The following is a 22,355-nucleotide window of genomic DNA, read 5'->3' on the forward strand; positions in this document are numbered from 1 at the left end:
GGGCGAGTGGCGTGTTAAATAAATCATGTGCGAGCCCAATAGCCATGGAAATTGTTAGGGGAATGAGTTGTGAACAGAACGCGAAATCAGGTTGTGGTTTCCCTCGGAGGCGGATGCGATGTCGCTTTGATCCTTCGTCACTTTTATCTACGGCAAGTAAGTCTTCCATTTGATTGGTTGTGGAACTTACACGATGGGCTTCGGGCAGTAACTTCTATTATTGAAAATGACTTCCTTGAGGTTCGCAGTCGCGATGCATATATCCGATCACCTCACTTTCGCTGGCCCAACCAAGAAGTCGTTGTCTTTCGGAACTATCCAAACAAAGCGCACGTGCACGGCAATCCGTTGGAAGATTCACACGCAAAGGAGACCTTGAACCGAAGGATCGATCGGTTAACCAGAATCCTAACGGACCCGCAACGAGAAATCGTATTTGTTTACTATCGTCGTTTCGATGAAGGCCCCGAGTTGCTTTGCGAATCTACGGTGGGAGACAGGACGCAAAAGTTGATAGACGAGTCTCTGGAGTTTATGGAGATGATGGATCGCAAGTACGCCCATCCCAAAATACGACTAATCAGCGTTTTTTCGACGGATGAGCCTTTTTTAAGCATGCCGTCGGTTGTTCACCAATTTGCAAAAAATGCGAAACGCTGCGCTGTGCCCACAATTGATTTCGAATGGTTGATTGCACGCCCCGAAAACAATCGAAGAGCAGGTCGGCAATGGAAAAACCAGTGGAGGAATTTGCTGCTAAGGCAGGGGGTGATGAGTCGTGTTGATTTGGCGAAATCCATCCCGTTGTCGACGGGCCGTCGCATTCAACAAATGCTTCCACGCAAGTTCAGAAATATAGCAAGCCTAATCTAAGTGACGCGGCTTCCGAGTTTGTGCCAAGCACGCTGCGAATTCCGTGGAAATTCCGAAACACAAACGGGACCCGAACCCGACAGACGCGCTCACCTGTATCGTGCGTTTGAAATCTCGGCATTTAACGCAAGCAGGACGTTCGCGACAGACGATCTCGATCAGCGATGGAATCTGAAACGCCTTAGATCCGGACAGAAAACCGAGTTTTTTTATGCGGTGCCAATCCGACCAGAGGTTTCCTGTCCGCTTCTTAGCGGTAGCACCCCCAGTCGATAGCCGTAGGGGACATCGCGGTGCGTGGCGTGGTCGTTGTGCAGGACTAAGTCGATTTACTTGCGAAGGTTGCGGGCCCCGCTGCTTGCATCTCCGTTGTTGATGGATCCGGTTCAGGACGAAGGAATGAACCGGCAGTCGTGGTCGCTGCAACTTGCGATCCTGTATGCCTAAGCAACGTTCCCCGTCGGCCCAAGGCACAGGCATGTCGCCAACGGAAGACTGGAAGCGAACAACCCCTGTTGGCGACGAGTTTAGCGCGATCATGTTCCCGGTTGTCATCGCTTGGGGAATCCTGGCGATCTACCTGGGACGCCAACAGACCCGCCGCGCCGCAGCGGGTGAAGCCGATTGAATCCGGCAGCGTTCTAATCTTTGAACTGCACGGCGGTTGTTACCATCGCGTCGCGAGTGTCGGTTAACGCGAGGAACCATGTGTTTGCATCGGCCGGTGGTTTGGGAGCGGTGATCGTCTGGCCATCGATCTTGGCGGGAACCGTCTGCCAGTCGCGTTTCGCTCGCGGGCCGCTGTCGGTGGTGTAGTGCAGGTTGGCTGATTTCGGTGGCACCTCGCTGGCGTATTGCAACGTGACGACATCGCCATCGATCTGCGGAGTTCCTGGCACGGGCAATGCCTTTCCGTCACGGCAATACGAATCGATGAACTGGCCGATCTCCTGAGGCTTCCAGCCGGCCGGATGGCTGTGTCCCATTTTGACTTCGATCCGCATTTGCTTGGTCCCAGGAACGACGTCGAAGCTCTTTTGGTAGCTGTCCAGCGGATAGTGGATGTCGTTGGTGCCGTTGACGAACAGGATCGGGACGCGGCAGTGGCGCAGCTGGCTGCCGGGATCATAGACCGCGACCCAGTCGTCGCGGCGATCCCCCAAGCGATCGATCGACGGCTTCTGAACCGATTCCCCTTCGTGCAAGAAACCGCAGCCGTAGACAGGGACTGCCGCTTTGAAGCGGTCGTCCAGCGAAGCAGCTAGGCAGGTCGTATAGCCACCCCAGCTGATCCCGGTCACTGCGGTTCGTTCGGGATCGACGTCTTCAAACGAACGGATCAACGAATGCGCTCGCAAGACCGAGGCTGCGGCGTGGAAAGGCCAGTCGTCGGAGGCCTCGCCGCCGATCGAATCAAATTTTTCGGAGTGTCCCTGGTTGGGGCCGCCGTTTTCCAGTCGAGTTCGTGTGTTGGCGGGATATCCCTGATTGGCGATCGGAACTCCCGTCTGTGGATTGAACTGGGGATCGCTGGGGCGCGATCCGCCAAGATCCATCGCGATCGCTACATAACCTCGCTTGGCCCACAACCAAACCCATTCGGCGAACGCGGTCCCGCCACCGCCATGAATCAACACGACGGCTGGGTATTTGGCATCGGCCGCTGCTTCGCCAAGAGTGGTTGGCGAGGCGTAGAAGGCGAAAACCTCGGTCGGTTTGCCGCGATAGTCTTCGCCCGCGTAGAGCAACGAGTGAACGGGGCCTGATTGGTCGACCCACCGCATCTCGGGCGCCTGTTTCGCCGAAGCGACCATCGCTGCCAAGGCTTGGGCGACGTCCTCGTCTTGCCTCGGTTGGGCGGTGAGTACGGAGTGGTGGATGAAGGGAATGAGCAGGAAGGCGAGGAAGCGTTTCATGGTGACAGTGGGGGGCGAGGGGGATTCGTTGTCATTAGAGACGATATTGTAGCACGGTCGTTCCTGCCGATCCGAATATTGCCACTCCTGCGAGGGGGGCCTTTGCGGGCTGCTCTTGTTCATCGGCCCGATTCGAGCGACAATGCAAATTACAAGCTTTCCCGCACGCTGGACCCTTCAATCTCCGTCACATTCGCACTTTTCTTTGATCTCTATGGCCAAGCAACAAGAAGAATTACAACTTTGGCAGACCGTTGCCCCTTGTGAATTCAAAGGTATTCATGAGGATTCGGGGCTGGCCCAGGGCTTGCTGATCTCCGCGCGTCAGTCGCCTGGATTTCCCGTTTTGGGAGGTCAGCTGGGGCACGCGATCGCCAACCGTGCGACACATCTGATGCTCGATTACAACGCGCAGATGGTCAACATGCGTTATCAGATTGACGGTATGTGGGAACAATTGCCGCCGCTGCCTCGCGACGCAGGGGATGCGATGCTGGTCGCGGCGAAAACGTTGTGTCGGATGAATCCCGCCGATCGGAAGAACGCTCAGCAGGGAAAAACGCTGGCGATCATGGGACGCGACAAATACAACGTCAAGATCCAGAGCCAAGGGGTGCCCACGGGGGAGCGAGTGATGCTGACGCTCGACAAAAAGGACATCCCCTTCAAGACGCTCGATGATCTGGGGATGCGTGACAAAATGCAGGTCCAGCTGAAAGAGGCGCTCAACGACAAGGGGCACATGGTTCTCATCAGTGCTCCCAAAGGGGGCGGTCTGACGACGTCATGGACGATCGCATTGGAAGCTGCGGACAAATTCATCAGCGATTTTCAGGCGATCGAGCCCAAGGGGAGCAGTGAGCCCGATATCATCAACGTCAGCCCGAATTATTTCGGTCCGGGGGCCAAGAACGATACCGCTCGGGATGCCGTCAGGGCGCTTTCGCTGCGTGAGCCTGATGTTTTTGTGATGCCCGAGCTTTACGACGACGAAACGATCAAGCTATTGCATGGGCAGACGAAGATCGAAAAGCAGGTGATCTCGCGGATCGTGGCGAGCGATGCCGTCGAGGCATGCGCGCGTCTGGTCCACAATCATCGCGCCGTAGCCAAAGAGATCGTTGAAATGTTATCGCATGTCACCAACGTGCGGCTAGCGCGTCGGTTGTGCGAAACCTGCCGTCAGGGCTTCGCGCCGCCCCCCCAGTTGCTGCAGAAGTTGGGGATCCCGCAAGGTCGCGTGGCGATGATGTATCAGCCGTTTGTGCCACCGCCGATCGAGCAGCAGGTCGACGAAAAGGGGAACCCGGCGCCGATTCCGCCCTGCCCCAAGTGTGCGAATCGCGGCTATTTCGGCCGTTTTGGGATTTATGAACTGCTGACGGTTGGTCCAAAGCTGAAGGATGCCCTGCTGAAAACCGGCGACGTGAACAAGTTGCGTCAGGTGGCGAAGGCCGAGGGGCATCGCAATCTACAGGACGAGGGGATCATGGCTGTCGCACGCGGTATTACGAGCCTCGAAGAGATGCGGCGTATTTTTAGCAGTGGCGGCAAATAAATCGCGTCGCAAACTCTTTATCGCGTAGCACTTAGGTCTTCGTGCGGAAGGCTCGGGCCCGTTGTCAATGAGGCTGGAATCGGTTAAGATTTTGGCCTCGATAGTGTTGCTGATATACCTTGTCCCCGTCGCCCGATTTTCGACGGTCGACAAGGTCTTTCTTGGTCTGTTCCATGATCGCTCGCGGCGAAGGTGATTCCACCGGGCGCGGGAGTTTTGAACTGCCCGACCGGGATCGCCCCTTAGGCGTTTATCCGACAATCGGTGCGGACAGCGACAGTGGTGAAAGAGTAATCAAAGGACGCTTCATTGGCTGACGAAGAGAACGGAAACGGTAGCGGCGACGAGAATGAAAACGGCAGTAGTTCGTCGATTCCCATCGGCGGCGACAGTGGCGGCCATGGCGCGCTGCGGATGGTCGACCTGCCGATCGAAGACGAATTGCGAGAAAGCTATCTGACGTACGCAATGAGCGTGATCGTCAGCCGCGCGTTGCCCGACGTTCGCGACGGCCTGAAGCCGAGCCAACGCCGGATTCTGGTCGCCATGAACGACTTAAATCTGGGCCCTCAGTCGCGGCGGGTCAAGTGCGCGAAGATCTCCGGTGACACGTCGGGTAACTACCACCCGCACGGTGAAAGCGTGATCTATCCGACATTGGTTCGGATGGCGCAAGAATGGAACATGCGGCACCTGTTGATCGATAAGCAGGGGAACTTTGGGTCGATCGCCGGTCTCCCCGCGGCGGCCATGCGGTACACGGAAGCTCGTTTGAGCGCCGTCGCGGCGATGATGCTGGACGATCTGAAGCTGGACACCGTCGATTACGTCCCCACGTACGATGAAGCGCGGACCGAGCCGACCGTCTTGCCTGGCCGGTTCCCGAATCTGTTGGTCAATGGATCCAATGGTATCGCCGTGGGTATGGCGACCAGCATCCCACCGCACAATTTGAACGAGGTCTGCCAGGCGATCGTGCGATTGGTCGAGGAGCCCGATGTATCGATCGAAGAATTGATGGACATCGTCAAGGGCCCCGATTTCCCCACCGGCGGGATCATTTGCGGGCGGGGCGGGATTCGCCGTGGTTATTACACCGGCCGCAGCACGGTTGTTGTTCGTGCCCGCTGTCGCATCGAAACGGAAAAGAAACGCAACCGGATCGTCGTCAACGAGATCCCGTTCCAGCAGGCACGCGATCGCGTGGTCGAAAAAATCGCTGCGTTGGTCACCGGCGATCGGATCAAGGGAATTTCGGGCATTCGCGACGAAAGCGATCTGAAAGAGCCCGTGCGGTTGGTGATCGATCTCAAACGCGATGCCGATCCCGACGTGGTGCTGAACCAGTTGTATCAGTACTCGCCACTGCAAGACACGTTCTCGATCATCTTGTTGGCGCTGGTCGATGGCAAGCCGCGGGAACTGAATCTGAAAGAGATCCTGCAGGAATTTGTCCGCCACCGGGTGACGGTGATCCGTCGCCGAACTCAGTTCTTGTTGGCGCGTGCGCGCCGTCGCAAGCACTCGGTCGAAGGTCTGTTGTTGGCATTGGCCGACATCGATCAGATCATTCGAATCATCCGCAACAGCCGAACGCAGCCCGAAGCGAAAATCGGTCTGATGGGAGTCGAGTGTCCCGCGTCGCTGATGGCCCGCGCTCTGGGAGACACCGGATTTAGCCAATTCCAACAGGAACGTGGGGTCTCCGATACCTACAGTTTAACAAGCGTCCAGGCCGACGAAATCCTGCGGATGCGGTTGGGCCAGTTGGTGAACCTGGAGCAGGAAAAGCTGGGCGACGAGCACGCTCAATTGCTGATCGAAATCTCCGGCTACCTTGAGATTTTGGCCGATCAGCAGTTGATCTTCGACATGATCAAAGAGGATATGCAGGAGATCATGCGTCGCTTTGGCGATGCCCGCCGCACCGAGATCAGCGGCGAAGAGCTGGGCAACATCGACCTGGAGGACCTGATCCGCGAAGAGACGATGGTCGTCACGATCACCCACCGCGGCTACATCAAACGTGTCGCGTCGAGCACCTACCGAGCGCAGCGGCGTGGCGGCAAGGGACTCAAGGGAGCGGCGACCGAAGAAGAGGATCCGATCGAACACCTGTTCGTCGCCAGCACGCACGCCTACCTGCTGTTCTTGACGACGAAGGGCAAGGTTTACTGGCAGAAGGTTTACGATCTGCCAAACCTCAGTCGCGAGAGCCGTGGACGCGCGATCGTCAATTTGTTGCAGTTGGCGGAAGACGAAAAGATCGCCGCCTGTTTGCCGGTACGCGATTTCAATCTTCCTGGCCACTTTGTTTTGATGGCGACTCAGGGCGGCTTGGTGAAGAAGACGCCTTTGGAAAACTACAGTCGTCCCAAGCGAGGCGGGATCATCGCGATCAAGCTGCGTGAAGGAGATGAGCTTGTCAAAGCGGTGATCATCAAGCCCGAAGACGAAGTCGTGCTATCGACGGCCAAGGGAATGGCGATCCGGTTCTCCGAATCGGACGCGCGACCGATGGGCCGTAATACGTCGGGCGTGAAGGGGATCAGCCTGGGCAAAGACGATCATCTGGTCGGCTTGGTCGTTGCCGATCCAAACGCCACGCTGCTGACGATTTGCGAACGTGGGTACGGAAAGCGAACGCCCTTTGGCCCCAACGGAGATACCGATCCGGCGGAAGACGAAACGTCGTCGTCGGCGAAATATCGCGTCCAGAATCGTGGCGGAAAAGGCGTTCGCGACATCAAGACCACCGACCGCAATGGCCAGGTGATCGGCAGCTTGCGTGTCGATGGCGATGAAGAGATTCTGATGATGACCGCGCGAGGAAAGATCCAGCGCGTGGCCGCTGAAGAGATCAACGTGATCGGCCGGAATACCCAAGGGGTGCGGATCATGAACCTTGGCGACGGCGATTCGTTAGCCGCGATCGTGCGTGTGCCTAAAGAAGAGGTTTCCGAAGAGGAAGAGGCGGCCGCAGCCGCGCCGGTCACGCCCGTCGATGTTTCGCAAGCATCCGCCGTAGAAGGCGATGACCTTGCCGATTCGGACGATGTTGAACAGGACGCTTCCGAAGGTGATGAAGCAGCGGACGACAACGCGTCGCCCGATAACGAAGATGCGGCGGAGTAAGGCGAATCCCGATTGCAGGCGTTAGCACCTAAACCGACACCTCCCCCGCATGCCCGCGTTGCGGTCATCGGGGGCGGGATCAGTGGCCTCGTTGCCGCTTTCGATTTGCGGCATCGACATCCCGACTGGGATGTCGCGCTGTACGAAGCGAGCGAGCGTGTCGGTGGCGTCATCCAAACGGTTCGCCAGGATGGCTTCTTGTTGGAGTTTGGGGCCGACAGTTTTTCAGTCCAGCCCCCCGGCGCGATCCAATTGTGTCGCGACTTGGGAATCGAGGATCGGTTGGTCGATCCGTTGGAAGCAAATCGGCGAGCGTTTATCCTCCGCGCCGGCAAACTGGTGCCTGTCCCCGAGGGCTTCGCGCTGCTGCGACCGACCGATCTTAAGAAGCTGCTGGCGTCGCCGCTGTTGTCGATTCCTGGTCGCTTGCGATTGGTGGCCGAGGCATTTGTCAAAGGGAAAGCGGACGATGCCGATGAGAGCCTGCAGAGCTTTGCGTTACGACGTTTCGGCCGCGAAGCGTTCGATCGTTTGATTCAACCTCTGGTTGCGGGGATCTATACCGCCGATGCCAGCAAGTTGAGCATGCAGGCGACGATGCCGCAGTTTGTCGCCTTGGAAGCCGAGCATGGCGGGATGGTCCGCGCGACGCGGGCACTGCAAAAACAAAGCAAAGACGATGCGGCCCGTTCGGCCAGTGGAGCCCGTTACGCTCAGTTTCGTAGCCTGCCCGGTGGGATGGGAGAACTGTTCGACACGTTGGTCGATCGGATCGGCGATGGCAATATTCGCCGAGGGGAACGGATCGCGTCGCTGTGTCGCAACGGGAACCAGTGGACACTGCAATCGGGGCAAGGGGAAGCCGCTTCCTATGATGCGGTGATCGTCGCCCTGCCCGGCCCTGCCGCATCGAAGTTACTGCGACCGCTGGCAGCGGCCGTTGCCGATGATCTGGCCGAGATACCGTATGCAAGTTCCGCGCTGGTGCTGTTGGGTGTTGGTAAGGACCAGGTCGCGCATCCACTGGACGGTTTCGGGATGGTCGTGCCCGCGATCGAGCAACGGGAGATCATTGCCGCCAGTTTCTTGAATCGCAAATTCGCCGACCGCGCTCCCGACGACATGCATCTGATTCGCGTCTTTATCGGCGGAGCGATGCAAGGGCACCTGCTGGATCGCAGCGACGAAGGGTTGATCGAAACCGCACGCCGCGAACTGGGGGACATGATCGGATTGCGGGGGCCGGCGAAAATCGAGCGCGTCGTGCGCTGGAACGCCGCAATGCCACAGTACCATGTCGGCCATTGTGATCGCCGCGATCGGATCCAACGCGAGATCTCCGGCCTGCCGGGACTGGAGCTGGCGGGCAACGCGCTCGAGGGTGTGGGAATCGCCCATTGCATTCGAACCTCCCGGACTGCCGTCGACAGAATCGTCGATCAGGTGGCAGATCAAGCCCGTGGCACTTCCCCGCTTTAGTCACGCCGTCGCCCTGGGGTTCCGTCGATCGGTGCGAACCTGTCCGTTGCGTCGATGTCGATTTTGTCGTTTTTTGCGAAAATCCAAGATGCGACGAAAGCGTAAATAGGTTCAATTAGGCAAGATAACCTGCCTGGATCGGATCCACCCGCTGGTTGGTAAAGTCGCAATCGGGTTAACCCGGGCGTAGAATGAAAGAAAAACAGCTTGCCCGCCGGTCGGCACAGGTCGACGGGGGGACATGACGTAGATTTCGACGTCGGAACCGCTGCGCTCTGAAACCAACGAGCATCCAAACACCCACCTTTGTACGAGGGATTGCATAGATGAAGTTTTTACGTCTCCCGTTTCCGCTGGGCCTTCGTCTCAGCCTGGCCCTGTTGCTGTTGGTGCCCGGTGCGGCCTTTGCGGACCTGCCGGCGTTCGACACCGTCTCCGAAGGTTACAAGAAGTTAACCTCTTCGGATCAACAGAGCGACAAGACGCTTTTTAGTGTTTGGACGCGCGAGAAGGATGGCCAAATGTTGGCCGAACTTCCCAAGGCGTTTGCCGGAAAACGGTATTTCATCGCATTGACTGTTGGCAGCGGCGACCGCTATGCCGGCCTGCAATCGGGCGACATGGTGGTCCAGTGGCGTCAATATGATGAGCGTCTGGCGCTTGTGCTTCCTAATCTGGAGGTGACCGCTAAGGGGGAGGCCGAGGCGAGCGCATCGGTCAAACGGTTGTTCACCGACCGTGTCTTGTTGGATGTTCCTGTGTTGGCCAAGGGGCCGACGGGCGGTCCTGTGATCGATATGGACAGCCTGCTGATCAATAACGCTTCCAACTTTTTTGGCAACCAAGTGCGGATCAGCAAGCCGAAAATTTTCAAAATTGAAAAAGCCAAGGTTTTCCCTGACAACGTCGAACTGGCCTACGAGATTGTGGGCAGCCGAGGACAACTGCAAACGATTCACTATTCGTTTAGCGAAGTCCCCGCGACCAGCAACGGTTTCAAGCCACGCAAGGCGGACGAACGGATCGGTTACTTCACCACAGCCTTCACCGATCTGAGCAAATACACCGACGACGAGACCCGTGTTCGCTACATCAATCGTTGGCACTTGGAAAAACGCGATCCCAAACTGCAACTGAGTCCGCCGAAGAATCCGATCCGATTCTATGTCGAGCATACCGCTCCGGTTCGCTATCGCCGTTGGATCAAACAGGGTGTCGACTATTGGAACAAAGCCTTTGAGAAGGTGGGTATTGTCGATGCGATCGTGATCGAATACCAGGACGCGCAGAGCGGCGCCCACATGGAAAAGGATCCCGAGGATGTGCGCTACAACTTCATCCGTTGGCTGAACAACAATGTTGGCACCGCAATCGGCCCCAGCCGCGTTCATCCTGAAACCGGACAGATCCTCGATGCCGATATCATCCTGACCGATGGTTGGATCCGTTACTTCAATTTCAACTATTACGATTTGATGCCCGAACTGGCGATGGAGGGAATGAGCCCCGAAACGCTGGCTTGGCTTGCCAACAACCCCAGCTGGGACCCTCGCGTTCGCTTGGCCCACCCTGCGGAACGATTGACAGTTCGCGAATCGGTCGCCCGTTCGTCCCGTTCGCCGATGGCTGGCCACAGCTTTGCCGCCGCCAATCCTCAATTGATGGGAGACGACGAATACGATGGCCTGTATGGCAACATCAGCCAGAAAAACGGATTGTGCATGGCTGCCAACGGTCGCCGCATGGACCTCGCACTGACTCGCATGAACTGGACCTTGGCATTGTTGGAAGAAGAAAAAGCGGACGCCAACAAGAAGAAAAAGGAAGACGAAGCGAAAGCGGCTGCTGAGAAGAAAAAGGCGGAAGAAGCGGCTGGCAAGAAGGACGGTCCTGCAGCGGAAGACAAGAAGCCCGAGGAAACGAAAGAGGAAGCCAAGGACGAAGAAGCCGTAGCCAAAACGGACGACAAGAAGGAAGAGAAGACGGACGATAAACCGAAAGACCAGTTGCTCGACGGCATCCCGGAATGGTTTGTCGGGCCGTTGTTGGCCGACCTGGTGGCTCACGAAGTCGGTCACACTCTGGGCCTTCGCCACAACTTCAAAGCCTCCAGCGTCCATTCTTTGGATGAGATCAACAGCGAAGCGGTCAAGGGGAAAAAGACCTTTACCGGTTCGGTGATGGATTACACACCGATCAACTTCCGCTTGGAATCGGGAGATGTTCAAGGCGATTACGCGATGATCGAAATCGGTCCTTACGATTACTGGGCCGTCGAATATGGTTACACCTTCACCGACGCGGATTTGCCTAAAATCTTGAAGCGATGCCACGAACCGGAACTGCAGTTTGCAACCGACGAAGACACTTCGGGTCCCGACCCCTTGGCGCGTCGATACGACTTTGGTCGCGATCCGTTGGATTACGCTAAGGAGCAGATGAAGCTGGTGCAGCTGTACCGCAGCCGAATCCTGGATAAATTCGTCAAAGAAGGAGACAGCTGGGCCAAGGCGCGCCGCGGTTACGAATTGACGTTAAGCAAGCAGACCAGCGCGATCAGCATGATGGCTGGCTGGGTTGGCGGTGCGTTTGTGCATCGCGATAAGAAGGGTGATCCCGAGGATCGCAGCCCGATCGAAGTCGTGCCGGCAGAGCAACAGCGTGCTGCACTGAACTTTGTCATCGAGACTTCGTTCAACGACGATTCTTATGGATTGACTCCCGAACTGTTGGCTCGCATGAGCGTCGACAAATGGCTCGACGAAGGCTTCAGCCGGGCGATGACCAACGAAGCGACCTGGCCGATCCACGACCGAATCCTCGGTCTGCAAGCCTCGGCGTTGACGATGATCATGAACCCGACGACGTTGCGACGCGTCTACGACAACGAATTCCGATTGCCAGCCGATCAGGATACGTTGACGCTGCCCGAACTGTTGGGCACGATTCGCACGGCCGTTTGGACCGAACTGGGCGAAAAGTGTCCCGCTGATAGTAACTCTCGCAATCCGATGATCTCCAGCTTGCGACGCAACTTGCAACGCGAGCATCTGGATCGTTTGATCGACTTGATGCTGAAGAAAACCGACACCAGTGCGGCCGCAAAACCAATCAGCAATTTGGCGATGATGCAGATGAAAGAGTTGAAGGATGAGATCGACAAGTCGCTGGGCAAGTGTGGCGACGACATGGACGCTTACACCAAAGCCCACCTGTCGGAATGCCAATCGCGGATCGAACAGGCGCTGAACGCTGGATACGTCTTCAACAGCGGCAACCAGCAACAGGGCCCGTTGATGTTCATCCTTTCGGGTGACGAACCATCGGCGGAGTGATCCCGATCGGGACAATCCCAGTCGATTTGCCTGCGACGCGATAAGCGTCGCAGCAAAAGCAATACGATCGACGGAGTGGGCCTAGGCTCGCTTCGTCGATCGCTACGTTTGGGGGCGATGCAATCGCAGGTCCGCTGACCTTCAGTCGCTCAAACGAGAACAGCCAAGCAACCGCTCAGAAGTCTTCTCGTTTAACCGCAATGCCGTTCAACGAAGCGTCGTGGACGAGGTTACGAGTCCTTCTGCAATAGGCCAAATCGCTGGGACTCGTAAACTCGTCCACTACGTCCGGCCGCTAATTCTTTCGACGGTCCGAGGCTCCTTCGTGGAACGGTATTGCGTTGAACCGCGTGGACATCGCCCCGCGCTTTTCATTTCCTGCCCGGCTCAAAAGCCGCTCGGTTTAGCCGAGGGCTGTCTTGTCACGTGCTTAGGCGACTAGGTAACCCTAAAAGCTCTTCGACCAACTGGTGACGATCGACCAATCGGTTTCCAGTTGGATGCCGTTCAAGTCTTGATACAGCATTGGCACGAATTCGACATTTAACAGATGGCCGTGCAGCAGTGCCGCCGCACCCAGTCCCAGGTTCAGCGTATAACCACCGCGGAAGCTTTCGACGTTGGTGCTGATCATCGCGTCGGGAGTCATCGGATCGGCGCCGTCGTAGTTCGTACGCCACAGGTTTTCCACGCGAATGCTGGTCGAGAGGTTGTTGGTCAGCAGTTGGCTGTACCAGTTGTTCAACCGGAATTCATCGCTGACCGAATAGTCGCGGTAGTTGCGGCCGATCGGTAGGTCGGTTTGGAACTGCGTACCAAACGAACCGACATCGAAGTAGTGCTTCCAGGTGATGCCGGGGCGGGCATTAAAGGTTCCCGAGCCGAGACGCATTGGATAGGGCAACGGCTGCTCCATCGTGCCGCCCGAAGGGATGCTCGTCGTCCGGAAGATATCGCCGGTCGGCAGCGAGCCGCCGAGGTTCAGAATCACATCGTCATTGCTGTCGGTATAGAGACCGATCAGCGCCCCGATCGTGGTGTCGCCAAATCCACTGTTGTGCGTCGTGAACAGGCTGCCCGGGCCGCCACCACCAGCATTCATCGGGCCGCGAGTGTGGTCCATCGTGATGCTTGGCAGCATGACCATCGCGTAGAGCGTGATATCCTCGGTCATTCCACGCATGATGTGCACCATGTGCATCTCGTGCGTCATGTTATTGGGCGATGCCATGCGATTGGTGACGGGGTTGCTGGTCGCACCAAAATCGATCGCCTCGCTGTCGCTCAATCGCTGGGTGCCGGCGCGGTTGCCGTCCATGTACATGTTCATGTACTTGTATTCGACCATCCACTCGCCGGGAGCGTGCAGATGGTCTCCCATCAAACCAGCCGGCGCATGTTTGTCGGCTCGAGACCGATAATCGTCATGCGCAGTAGAAACATTTGCTGCCGCTAGCAGCATAAAGAACGCGACATTCAATCGCTTCATTTCAACATCCTTGCTCGGCTACATTTGCGGCCCGCCCCTCACCCTGTCGGAGATCGGAACCTCCGTTGTCGCAGCATGAGTGAACCGGAGCTGAAAGTCGCGGCGCTGTCGCAAGCGTCGGAACAATCGTTCCAGCAGTTCTAGCTTGACAACGGGGCCCAGGAATCACAGGACGAAAACTACGGGATGATTCAAAGGGCGAAGTTTCGATCCGTTGCCAGGGGGAGAAGACCGGGTGCCACTGGCTTGCCAGTGCTTTTCGAACGAAGCGCCAAAGAGTGAACCATCCAAATGGCATCCGGTGCAATTTGGTTTCCGCAAATCAATCCAGTTCACACGACCGGCACTCCCGACGTCTTGCGGTTCTTCAAACACTGGGACTCCGGCAGAAGAGAGCACTGGCAAGCCAGTGGCACACCCTGCCATCGTTCTTGTCCGAGGGGCGAAGCTCCGGTGCTTTGCCTGGGGTACCGGGTGCCACTGGCTTGCCAGTGCATTTCGAACGAAGCACTTGGGAGTGAGGCATCCAAATGGCATCCGGTGCAATTTGGTTTCCGCAAATTAATCCAGTTCACACGACCGGCACTCCCGACGTCTTGCGGTTCTTCAAACACTGGGACTCCGGCAGAAGAGAGCACTGGCAAGCCAGTGGCACACCCTGCCATCGTTCTTGTCCGAGGGGCGAAGCTCCGGTGCTTTGCATAGCCCAGGTCCGGCGGAGCGAGCCCTGCGAGCGGAGTGCCGGCCTGGGTACTGTGTCCACAACACGCGACCGAAGGGCCAACGGTCCGGCGATTGGTTGTTGCTCGATTTGAATTGTGCCTGTCCCCAATTCATCGGCTCGGTCTGGTTGGCGGAGGTTCGTCTGTTGGAACGTCGAAAGCTGCTCGCTCGTTTGGTAATATGCTGATCCCCGCAATTGGCGGTTTTGCGTTGCGGGGGTGTTTTCATTCGAGTTCATTGCAATCCCTTCGTCAGAGATCCCAATGACAAACTTAGATCCATCTCCCGAAGCGTTGAAATTTCGTGGATCGATGCGTGCGGGTTCCTTCACCGCTCAGCTGTTTGTTGAACTGGCCGTCGAGCCGTCGTCGCTTACCCTAAGTGCCTCCATTCGGTCGTTCCGAATCGACCGCGAGAATTTTCAAGGGCTCGAAGAAACCTCGATCCTTGGGATTTTTAAGCGCGGTATCCGTTTCCGTCATAGCCAGCCAGGTCTGGCGAATCCGATCATCTTTTACCCGTCGATGAATCGAGACGCGTTCCGCCAGCATCTTCAATCGATCGATTGGTCGTAACCCGCAACGCCCAACTGCCTGCCGAAACCTGTTGCAGGTGACACCTGGCTTGGCGGATCCTGCGGCTCGCGCCGCAGGCTATATGCGAGCGCCGCCTCCGCGGCTATTGCAGTGGCCGAGGGGCGAAGCTCCGATCCGTTGCATAGCCCAGGCCAATCGCAGCGAGTCGTGCGAGCGGAGTGCCGGCCTGGGGAGCGTGTCCGCAACACGTAACGGAAGGGCCAACGGTCCGGCGATTGGTTGTCGTCCGATTTGAAGCGTAAATCCTCGGAGAACTCACCTGAGGATTGCGCACTCGCCTCTGCCCATTTTTCGCCCGCGAATGGCACGGATCTACGCGGATGGAAAACACTTGCCGTGAATCTGGTTGGCGGTCGAGGGAGTGAGGATCTTGGACCTGACGCGTTTGCGCCCCCAACGCCCGCGCAGAGGTCGTCGTATCGCGGGTGATGCGAAACGCCCGGCTGTGACCGGTTTCCACCACCAACTCAGCTGGTGGTGCTGCGTTGGACTGCTTCTCGCACGATCGCTCGCATTCTTGGTTCGGCGATCTGGGCGGCGGCTAGGACGTCGGCGTGATCGGTGCGCAACGGAGCATCGGGGCGAGCGATGTTGCTGACCATCGACATCGCCAGCACACGCATCCCGATTCGCTGCGCCTGCAGGACTTCGGGCACCGTGCTCATGCCGACCACGTCGGCTCCGATCTTGCGCATGAAGCGGTATTCGGCGCGGGTTTCGTAGGTCGGGCCCAGCGTGGCAAGGTAGGTTCCCGGGTGGGCGGGGAAGTTTTTCAGCCGCGCCGTTTCCAGTGCTCTGTCGCTGAGCGCTTGATCATAGGGCGAAGCCCCTCGCAGCGGTGCGTCGCTGCGCGTTTGCGGCGGATAGGTGCCATAATCAAACCGGCGGCATGGGTGTCCGTGCATCATGTCGATGTGGTCGCGGATCACCACGATGTCGCCGATGCGGTATTGGGGGTTGAGTCCGCCAGCGGCATTGGAAACGATCAACGTGTGCGATCCGATCGCAGCGAGGACGCGAACCGGGAACGATACCTGTTCCGTGGTCCAGCCCTCGTAACGATGGAAGCGGCCCGACATGGCGATCACCGGCTGGGAATCAAACCAACCGAAGATCAATTGACCGCTGTGCCCCGCGATCCGCGACTGTCCCCAGTTGGGGATGTCGGCGTAATCGATGGCGATCGCATCTTCGATGTAGTCGACAAGATTCCCCAGTCCGCTGCCCAAGATGATCGCGACGCGCGGCAGTTCGGCCAGTTTGCATGCGATGAATTCCGCTGTTCGCAATACACGCTCGGCGGGGCACTGGGGATCGGGATGCTTGGTCATGCGATTCTTGTTTGAAGGGTTCCGCGGAACTCAGGACGATGCGACTAGGCCAGTCGGACGCTGGCGAAATCGGCGACCGTCTGTCGCACCAAGGTTCGCAAATTCGGTTCGGCCGCGTTGGCAATTGCGATGATCTCTTCGACAACGGCCGGCTTCAGCGCATCGGGCAAACACATGTCGGTGATCACTGAAAATCCAACCACTTTCAGTCCGCAATGGACCGCCACGATCACCTCCGGCACGGTGCTCATGCCGACCACATCGGCTCCGATCGTTCGCAGGAAGCGGTATTCGGCGCGGGTTTCCAGGTTGGGGCCGGCGACGGCGACGAAGACACCTTTGTGGGCGCGGATGTTCTCGCGGCGGGCAATTTCCAGAGCTTGGTCGACCATCCGTTGATCATACGGTTCGCACATGTCGGGAAAGCGAGGCCCCAAGCGATCGTCGTTGATCCCAATCAATGGATTGTCTCCCATTAGGTTGATCTGATCTTCGATGACCATGATGTCCCCCGATTGGAAATAGGGATTCAGGCCGCCGCAAGCGTTCGAAACGACCAACAATTCGGCTCCCAAAGCCTTCATCACGCGGACCGGCAGCGTGATCTGTTTCAGCGGATAGCCTTCGTACATATGAAAGCGACCTTCCATCGCAACCACGGGCACCCCTTGCAATTGCCCGCAAACCAAGCGACCGCGATGACTGGTGGCTGTCGAGGTGGGAAAGTGCGGGATTTCCGCGTAATCCAGAGAGGCTTCGATCTGGATCTCGTCGACAAGTCCCCCCAGGCCCGTTCCCAGAATGATCCCCGCTCGCGGCGTGGTTCCCCAGGCGGCCCGGATTGCAGCGGTTGCTTCTTCAATTTTGTCATAGAGGTCGAGCATGCGGAATCCTTTTATCTCACGGTTGCGACGGTCTTCGCGGTTTGGGGGGGGAGCATCGGTCGTCTTGCGGAGATCGGTGCTGCGGGGGCGATGTCGCATCATAAAACCTGCGCCCCCAACGTGGCAACGGACTTGATAGGATTGAGGATATCTGTTTCAAAAGAACTTCGACTGGATATTTTCTTTTCGCACCGATACCCGATCCGGATCGGCACGCCGCTGCGGCCGACTGCACGAAAATCCGTTAAACTCAGCTTGTCTCTACATTGCGGTAAACCGCCACGCCGAAAAGGTTCGGACAGATCGAACCCCTTCGCGGCCATCGTTCTTTTAAAAGTCCTTTTGTTGCACGTATAAGTAGAAGCGAATTCGCATGATCCCTTCTGTCGACCAGTTTGAAAAGCTCGGAGCCTTCTATCTGGGCCGCGAGTACGATATGAAAGCCGGCCGCAATTGCGACGACCTGCTGATGTACGATGCCAAGGATTTGTGCACCCACGCGTTGTGTGTCGGGATGACCGGCAGCGGCAAGACGGGGCTCTGTCTGTCGTTGTTGGAAGAAGCGGCGATCGATGGGATTCCGGCGCTCTGCGTCGATCCCAAGGGGGATCTTGCCAACCTGCTGCTGACCTTCCCCGATTTTCGGCCCGAAGACTACAAGCCTTGGTTGGAACAGGGTGAAGCCGCGCGGAAGGGGATCACGCTGGACGAATTGGCTGCCAGCAAGGCCAAGCTGTGGCAGGACGGTTTGGCGTCGTGGGGCCAAGACGGCGATCGCATCCGCCGTTTTCAAGATTCGGTCGACATCGCCGTCTACACGCCCGGCAGCAACATCGGGCTGCCGCTGACCATCTTAAAGAGCTTCAACGCGCCGCCCCCCGAAATCCTAGAAGACAGCGAAGCGATGAGCGATCGGATCGCCGGCGCTGCGTCGGGGTTGTTGGCGTTGGTCGGCGTCGATGCCGATCCGCTTTCCTCCCCCGATCACATCCTGTTGTCGAAGATTTTAGACACCAACTGGCGTGCCGGGAAAAACGTAACCATCGGCGACTTGATCGGCATGATCGCTTCGCCCCCTTTCGATCGCGTCGGCGTGATCAATCTCGATGCCTTCATGTCGCCAGCCGATCGAACCAAGCTTTCGATGCGGTTGAACAATCTGTTGGCCTCTCCCGCCTTCTCGACTTGGTTGGAAGGCGAAGCGTTGGACATTCAGCGTTTGATGTACACCGACGAAGGGAAGCCGCGGTTGACGATCCTGTCGATCGCTCATCTGTCGGACACCGAGCGGATGTTTTTCGTCACGATCCTGTTGAACGAATTGGTCGCCTGGATGCGGACGCAGAGCGGCACCAGCAGCTTGCGGGCGATGTTCTACATGGATGAGGTCTTTGGCTATTTCCCTCCCGTCGCGAAACCGCCATCCAAGGCGCCGATGCTGACGCTGCTGAAGCAGGCTCGGGCGTTTGGATTGGGCGTCACGCTAGCCACCCAAAACCCGGTCGATCTCGATTACAAAGGGCTATCGAACATCGGCACCTGGTTCCTGGGGCGGTTGCAAACCGAACGCGATAAGCAGCGTGTGCTCGAAGGACTCGAAGGAGCCGCGGCGCAGACCGGCGTGCCGTTTGATCGCCAAGAGATGGAACAGACGCTGGCCGGGTTGGGAAGCCGCGTCTTCTTGATGAACAACGTTCACGACGATGGGCCGCGCGTCTTTCAGTCGCGTTGGGCGCTGTCGTTCCTGTCGGGCCCGTTGGCTCGCGATCAGATCTCTCGGTTGATGAAGGACCGCCGCGAGCAAGCGGCCACGGCGTTGGCGGAAAGTGGTGAACCGGCCGAATCGATCGCCACGGGAAGTGCTCAAGGTTCGCGGCCGATGGTCCCCGCGGGGATCGAGGAGCGGTTTGTCTGCCCGACGAAAAGCCCGGCCGAATCGGCGTCGCTGGTCTACCGGCCGGCGATTTTAGGAAAGGGATCGCTGCACTTCGTCCGCAGCCGCGGGTCGATCGATCTATGGCAGGACCAGTCGCGAATCGTCTCTTGCGCCGCTGGCGTCCCCGATCCGCTGTGGATCGACAGCAAACCGGCTCCACCGGATCTGCAGCTCAGCGATCGACCGGACGAAAAGTTTGCCTTCGCCGATCTGCCGACCGAATTGGTGAATGAGAAATCGTACAAACGCTGGGCGGACGATCTGAAGGATTACTTCTACCGACACCAAACGCTGGCCGTCTACGAATGCGATGAAGTCGATCAACTGGCGCCACCGGGATCGACCGAGGTGCAGGCGCGATTGCACTTCAAACAAGCGGCTCGCGAGGCGCGGGATCGCGAGACGGAGAACTTGCGCGACAAGTTCTCCTCGAAAATGCAGTCGTTGGAAAAGAAGATCCGCACCGCCGAGGACCGCGTTTCCCGCGAAGCGTCGCAAGCCCAGGGGGCGACTTGGCAATCGATGATCCAGATCGGTTCGACGCTGTTAAACGGATTTATGGGGAACAAGATCAGCCGTCGGGCTTCGACAGCGGCCAACGGATGGAATCGCGCCTCGCGTCAGAAAGAGGATGTCCGCCGAGCCGAAGCGGCGTTGCAAGCGCTGCACGACGACATGGCCGACCTGGAAGAGGATTTGAAGCGGGAGATCGATGAACTGGCCGAACGCTTTCATATCGAGAACCTGAAGCTGGAGGAGACGCTGATCAATCCGCGCAAAGGGGATTTGCGAGTCGAACCTCCCATCCTTCTATGGACTCCATGGCAAGTCGATTCGGTGGGGATCGCCCAGCGGCTGTTTTAGCGGCCGGGCCGCTGCCCGCCCGGCGCTCCGCGAAAGTGCGGGCCCAAAACGCGCTGCGAGAACCTGACGCTATTGCTTGGCGGCTGAAGCGGCGAAAGGCGGCCTTCGGCAAAATCGCGGGCCTGCTGCGGGAGCCACGTTCCCTGCTTTTTGCGGTGCCAAACGCCGCAGCGATCGGCGGTCGCCGGGGCCGTTGTCTCTCGACGGCCCCTTTGCTGCAACTTGGACGCTCGTTAGGATTCGGCAGCTATGTCACATGGTCTGAACCCCGCTCAAAGCGACGCTGTCAACACACTCTCGGGTCCGCTGCTGGTTTTGGCCGGAGCGGGAACGGGGAAGACGCGCGTTGTCACCTTCCGCATCGCCAACCTGATCCGCAACGGCACCGCCGCCGATCGGATCCTTGCGGTGACGTTCACCAACAAAGCGGCGGGGGAGATGCAGGAGCGGATCGCCGAGCTGTTGGGGATCTCGAAACGCCCCTCCAAGAAAGACGATCGGCCGCGGCCCGTGATCGGTACGTTCCACTCGCAATGTGTTCGCATCCTGCGTCAGCACGCGACCAATCTGGGCTACCCGAAGAAGTTTGCGATCTATGATCGATCCGATCAGGAGAGCATCGCGCGGAGCGTGCTTCGCGAATTGCGTTTGCCGACCGCGGCGCTCAAGCCGGGCGATCTGCTGTCGATCATTGGCCAATGGAAAAATGGATCGGTCCATCCTGAGGCGGCGGTCAACGAAGCCCGCACCGACAAAGAGCATCTGGCGGCAGCCGGCTATCGGCGGTATCAGAATTCGCTGAAGGCTTGCGGCGCGATGGACTTCGACGATCTGTTGCTGAATACCGAGGTGCTGTTTACCGAACACGAAGAGGTTCGCCAATCGGAGGCCGATCGCTTTGATCACATCCTTGTCGATGAGTATCAGGACACCAATGGCAGCCAGTATCGGATCATCAAAGCGCTCGCCGACGCGCACCGCAATCTGTGCGTCGTGGGGGACGATGATCAATCGATCTATGGCTGGCGTGGAGCCGATGTTCGCCACATTTTGAACTTCAAGAAAGACTGGGAAGATGCGACCGTCGTCCGCTTGGAGGACAATTATCGCTCGACTGGTTCGATCCTCGAAATGGCGAACCGTTTGATCCAGTACAACACGGTGCGGCACGACAAATCGCTGAAGCCGGCGCGCCCGGCGGGACAGCGGCCGCGGATCTCGCAGTTCAAAGACGAGACCGAAGAATCGCAGCGCGTCGTCGGCGAGATCGGCCGGATGATCGAATTGAACCACTACCAACCGGGCGAGATCGCGATCCTGTTCCGGACCAAGGAACAGCCGCGGTTGTTCGAGCAGGAGTTGCGGAAGGCCGCCCTGCCCTACGTGATGATGGGCAGCCAGTCGTTTTTCGATCGACGCGAAGTCCGCGATATCGTGGCTTATCTGAAGTGGGTCGAACAACCCGACGATGAGGTTTCGTTGATGCGCGTGGCCAACACACCGCCACGCGGGCTGGGACAGGGGACGATCAAGTTGTTGATGGATGCCGCGGTGAAGCGAGGCCAGCCGATCTGGCAGGTGATGTGTGACGATACGGTCACATCGACGCTGCCGCCAGCGGCTCGCCGCGGGATCGACGACCTGCGCGGCATCCTGGTCGATGTGCAGAATCGGATCCGTGATGATGGGCTGACCGAGGCGGTCAACACGCTGATTGCGCGGACCCGATACATGGACGAGATTCGCACCCGTTACAACGAGCCCGAAGAATGTGAAGCGCGAATCGCATCGATCGGCGAAGTCGTCAACGCGGTCGATGCGTATGCCGATCGCGCCCGTACCCCCAGCCTGACCGACTTCCTTTCGGAGATCGCCCTTTCGGGACGCGAGATGGGGAACGAAAAAGATCGTGCCGCCCAACAGAACGCGATCTGGTTGCTGACGATGCACGCTGCCAAGGGGCTCGAATTCCCGGTCGTCTATATGGTCGGCATGGAGGATGGCCTGCTGCCGCACCATCGTAGCGCTAAGGGAGACGAAGACGCGATCGCCGAAGAGCGGCGGTTGTGCTACGTCGGGATCACGCGGGCGCAGGAAAAGCTGACGCTTTCGCTGGCCCTGACGCGTCGTAAATGGGGTAAGCCACGGCCGACGACGCCCAGCCGGTTCCTGTATGAGATCACCGGCCAAGCCGATAATCCCAACCGCTACCGCAAGTAGTTCGGCGGTTTTCATG

Annotated in this window: 13 protein-coding genes; 9 read left to right on the forward strand and 4 right to left on the reverse strand. The window is 58.1% G+C overall.

Annotated elements, in window-relative coordinates; translation table 11 throughout:
- The first annotated feature begins 69 nt into the window (after window positions 1-69).
- Window positions 70-873 carry a DUF1796 family putative cysteine peptidase gene (locus Poly24_RS03860; protein ID WP_145090728.1) on the forward strand — a complete coding sequence of 268 codons (804 nt, stop codon included), beginning with the start codon at window positions 70-72 and terminating at the stop codon, window positions 871-873.
- Between the two features lie 439 nt (window positions 874-1,312).
- Window positions 1,313-1,501 carry a hypothetical protein gene (locus Poly24_RS03865; protein WP_145090731.1) on the forward strand — a complete coding sequence of 63 codons (189 nt, stop codon included), beginning with the start codon at window positions 1,313-1,315 and terminating at the stop codon, window positions 1,499-1,501.
- Between the two features lie 13 nt (window positions 1,502-1,514).
- On the opposite strand, the gene Poly24_RS03870 is transcribed toward Poly24_RS03865, so the two are convergent.
- Window positions 1,515-2,789: an alpha/beta hydrolase family protein gene (locus tag Poly24_RS03870; protein ID WP_197452305.1), complete on the reverse strand. Its 1,275-nt coding sequence runs from the start codon at window positions 2,787-2,789 to the stop codon at window positions 1,515-1,517.
- Between the two features lie 214 nt (window positions 2,790-3,003).
- On the opposite strand from Poly24_RS03870, the gene Poly24_RS03875 reads away from it, so the two are divergent.
- The 4 genes from Poly24_RS03875 (at window position 3,004) to Poly24_RS03890 (ending at window position 12,296) form a co-directional block, all read left to right on the forward strand.
- Window positions 3,004-4,347, forward strand: coding sequence for an ATPase, T2SS/T4P/T4SS family (locus Poly24_RS03875; protein ID WP_145090737.1), 1,344 nt, complete (start codon window positions 3,004-3,006; stop codon window positions 4,345-4,347).
- Window positions 4,348-4,719: 372 nt separating this feature from the next.
- The gene (gene gyrA, locus Poly24_RS03880; protein WP_391556933.1) at window positions 4,720-7,482 is read left to right on the forward strand and encodes a DNA gyrase subunit A; all 2,763 of its coding nucleotides are present in this window, start codon (window positions 4,720-4,722) and stop codon (window positions 7,480-7,482) included.
- Window positions 7,483-7,494: 12 nt separating this feature from the next.
- Window positions 7,495-8,961, forward strand: coding sequence for a protoporphyrinogen oxidase (gene hemG / locus Poly24_RS03885; protein ID WP_145090739.1), 1,467 nt, complete (start codon window positions 7,495-7,497; stop codon window positions 8,959-8,961).
- A gap of 326 nt (window positions 8,962-9,287) precedes the next feature.
- Window positions 9,288-12,296, forward strand: coding sequence for a zinc-dependent metalloprotease (locus tag Poly24_RS03890; protein WP_145090742.1), 3,009 nt, complete (start codon window positions 9,288-9,290; stop codon window positions 12,294-12,296).
- 448 nt (window positions 12,297-12,744) lie between these two features.
- Here the strand turns inward: Poly24_RS03890 and Poly24_RS03895 are convergent, their stop codons facing one another.
- Window positions 12,745-13,785 carry a transporter gene (locus tag Poly24_RS03895; protein WP_145090745.1) on the reverse strand — a complete coding sequence of 347 codons (1,041 nt, stop codon included), beginning with the start codon at window positions 13,783-13,785 and terminating at the stop codon, window positions 12,745-12,747.
- Window positions 13,786-14,771: 986 nt separating this feature from the next.
- Between Poly24_RS03895 and Poly24_RS03900 the strand changes: the two genes are divergently transcribed.
- Entirely contained in the window at window positions 14,772-15,083 is a 312-nt protein-coding gene (locus tag Poly24_RS03900) for a hypothetical protein (protein WP_145090748.1), read from the forward strand.
- 488 nt (window positions 15,084-15,571) lie between these two features.
- Here Poly24_RS03900 and Poly24_RS03905 read toward each other — a convergent pair whose 3' ends face one another.
- Together Poly24_RS03905 and Poly24_RS03910 are read right to left on the reverse strand one after the other, a co-directional pair.
- A complete protein-coding gene (locus Poly24_RS03905; RefSeq protein ID WP_145090751.1) occupies window positions 15,572-16,435 on the reverse strand; it encodes a purine-nucleoside phosphorylase in 864 nt (287 codons plus the stop codon).
- Between the two features lie 44 nt (window positions 16,436-16,479).
- Window positions 16,480-17,319 (reverse strand): purine-nucleoside phosphorylase, encoded by an 840-nt coding sequence (locus Poly24_RS03910; RefSeq protein ID WP_145090754.1) that lies wholly within the window; start codon window positions 17,317-17,319, stop codon window positions 16,480-16,482.
- Window positions 17,320-17,692: 373 nt separating this feature from the next.
- On the opposite strand from Poly24_RS03910, the gene Poly24_RS03915 reads away from it, so the two are divergent.
- Window positions 17,693-20,119 (forward strand): ATP-binding protein, encoded by a 2,427-nt coding sequence (locus Poly24_RS03915; RefSeq protein ID WP_145090757.1) that lies wholly within the window; start codon window positions 17,693-17,695, stop codon window positions 20,117-20,119.
- 249 nt (window positions 20,120-20,368) lie between these two features.
- Entirely contained in the window at window positions 20,369-22,339 is a 1,971-nt protein-coding gene (locus Poly24_RS03920) for an ATP-dependent helicase (RefSeq protein WP_145090760.1), read from the forward strand.
- Window positions 22,340-22,355 lie beyond the last annotated feature (16 nt).

Source organism: Rosistilla carotiformis (assembly GCF_007753095.1).
Taxonomy (GTDB): Bacteria; Planctomycetota; Planctomycetia; order Pirellulales; family Pirellulaceae; genus Rosistilla; species Rosistilla carotiformis.

Bases quoted from the DNA above. Each gene is read 5' to 3' on its own strand.
- Poly24_RS03865 (WP_145090731.1), top strand. From the start codon at position 1,313: ATGCCTAAGCAACGTTCCCCGTCGGCCCAAGGCACAGGCATGTCGCCA.
- Poly24_RS03870 (WP_197452305.1), bottom strand. From the start codon at position 2,789: ATGAAACGCTTCCTCGCCTTCCTGCTCATTCCCTTCATCCACCACTCC.
- Poly24_RS03875 (WP_145090737.1), top strand. From the start codon at position 3,004: ATGGCCAAGCAACAAGAAGAATTACAACTTTGGCAGACCGTTGCCCCT.
- Poly24_RS03890 (WP_145090742.1), top strand. From the start codon at position 9,288: ATGAAGTTTTTACGTCTCCCGTTTCCGCTGGGCCTTCGTCTCAGCCTG.
- Poly24_RS03895 (WP_145090745.1), bottom strand. From the start codon at position 13,785: ATGAAGCGATTGAATGTCGCGTTCTTTATGCTGCTAGCGGCAGCAAAT.
- Poly24_RS03900 (WP_145090748.1), top strand. From the start codon at position 14,772: ATGACAAACTTAGATCCATCTCCCGAAGCGTTGAAATTTCGTGGATCG.
- Poly24_RS03905 (WP_145090751.1), bottom strand. From the start codon at position 16,435: ATGACCAAGCATCCCGATCCCCAGTGCCCCGCCGAGCGTGTATTGCGA.
- Poly24_RS03910 (WP_145090754.1), bottom strand. From the start codon at position 17,319: ATGCTCGACCTCTATGACAAAATTGAAGAAGCAACCGCTGCAATCCGG.
- Poly24_RS03915 (WP_145090757.1), top strand. From the start codon at position 17,693: ATGATCCCTTCTGTCGACCAGTTTGAAAAGCTCGGAGCCTTCTATCTG.
- Poly24_RS03920 (WP_145090760.1), top strand. From the start codon at position 20,369: ATGTCACATGGTCTGAACCCCGCTCAAAGCGACGCTGTCAACACACTC.